Source organism: Streptomyces sp. NPDC033178 (assembly GCF_055577685.1).
In genome coordinates this window covers 1-1,604 of the sequence record NZ_JBVIPT010000060.1, presented here as the reverse complement: position 1 = coordinate 1,604, position 1,604 = coordinate 1, and the positions used below count along the sequence as shown (strand labels likewise).

The 1,604-nt window shown below is 69.1% G+C and carries 1 protein-coding gene; it reads left to right on the top strand.

Annotated features, from left to right (window positions below; translation table 11 throughout):
• Window positions 1–138: 138 nt before the first annotated feature.
• A complete protein-coding gene (locus tag ACZ5VQ_RS49305) occupies window positions 139–1,596 on the top strand; it encodes an NF041680 family putative transposase (RefSeq protein WP_469110759.1) in 1,458 nt (485 codons plus the stop codon).
• Window positions 1,597–1,604 lie beyond the last annotated feature (8 nt).

The following is a 1,604-nucleotide window of genomic DNA, read 5'->3' as shown; positions in this document are numbered from 1 at the left end:
CTTGATCTTTAACCTGGGGTCTCGAACGGCGTGTCGTACTTGATCACTCGCGTTGGTAACTGCCGTACGTGCAAGCGGCCTTCGGCTGACCATGTGCTCCGACCAAGGAACGCACACGCCCAGCACGAAGGCCGTGGGATGAGTCTGTTGCACCCTGCCGTCCGGCAGGAGCCGTTCGCGGAACTGTCACGCTTCCGGGGCGAGTTCTATTCCTGCCTGACCAGGCGTTCGGATGCGCTGTTCGAACTGGCCGACGCCGTGCTGTGTGCGGACGGCCCGGTCCGCTCTCTGGTGGAGCTGTCGCTGGTGGGCGAGCATCGCCGTGGACACGGCGGACTGTATGACGCCCTGGCCGCGGGCCGGGTGGACATCGCCCGGCTGCGGCGGGCACTGGCCACGGTGCCGCTGCCGCGGGCGGTGGATGGCCGGCTGGTGCTGGCCGCCGATATCACCTGCTGGCTGCGGCCGGACGCTCACACCTCACCCGAGCGGATCCTGTGCCACACCTACGGACGCGGCAAGGACCAGCACATCCCCGTCCCTGGCTGGCCGTATTCGGTGATCTGCGCGCTGGAAGCAGGCCGCAGCTCGTGGACCGCGCCGTTGGACGCCCTGCGTCTGGTGCCAGGCGACGATGCCGCCACGGTCACCGCCCGGCAGATGCGCGAGCTGATCGAGCGGCTGATGGCGTCCGGACAGTGGAAGGACGGCGATCCAGACATCCTCATCGTGGTAGACGCCGGATACGACGTGCCCCGGCTGGCCTACCTTCTCAAGGATCTGCCGGTGCAGGTGCTGGGCCGGATGCGCTCTGACCGTGTCCTGCGCCGGGCGGTGCCGCCCCGCGAGCCCGGCACCCGGGGCCGGCCTCCCCGTCACGGCGGCGAGTTCGTCTTCGGCGACCCGGCCACCTGGAACGCTCCCCATGCCGAGACCATGACCGAGACCCGTCTGTATGGCACGGCCACGGCCAGGGCCTGGGACCGGCTCCACCCCAGGTTGACTCACCGCTCTGCGTGGGTCTCCCAGCTGGGCGCTTTGCCGGTCATCGAGGGCACTGTGATCCGCCTGCAGGTCGAGTACCTGCCCAGCGGCGCCACCCCCAAGCCTGTGTGGCTGTGGTGGTCGGGCACCGATGCCACCGCTACCCAGGTCGACCTGCTCTGGCAGGTCTTCCTGCGGCGCTTCGACATCGAGCACACGTTCCGGCTGTTCAAGCAGACACTGGGCTGGACCTGCCCGAAGGTCCGCACTCCCGAGGCAGCTGACCGGTGGACCTGGCTGATCCTCGCCGTCTACACCCAACTGCGGCTGGCCCGGCCGCTGGCGGCCGACCTGCGCCGGCCGTGGGAGAAACCGAGCCCGCCGAACAGGCTCACCCCTGCCCGCGTCCGCCGCGACTTTCGGCACCTGCGCCCGAAGGCCGCCTGCCCCGCAAGAGCACCGAAACCCTCCCGCCCCGGCCCGGGACGACCACCCGGCCGCAAGAACACCCGGCCCACTCCGCGCTACGACGTGCACACAGTCCGCAAACCAGACACCGCGAAACAGCGAACGAAGAAGTCAACAACCCCACGACCCCGCCGCACAGGTTAAAGATCAAG

Excerpts from the sequence above, each read along its gene's own strand:
- ACZ5VQ_RS49305 (WP_469110759.1), top strand. The coding sequence starts at position 139 with ATGAGTCTGTTGCACCCTGCCGTCCGGCAGGAGCCGTTCGCGGAACTG.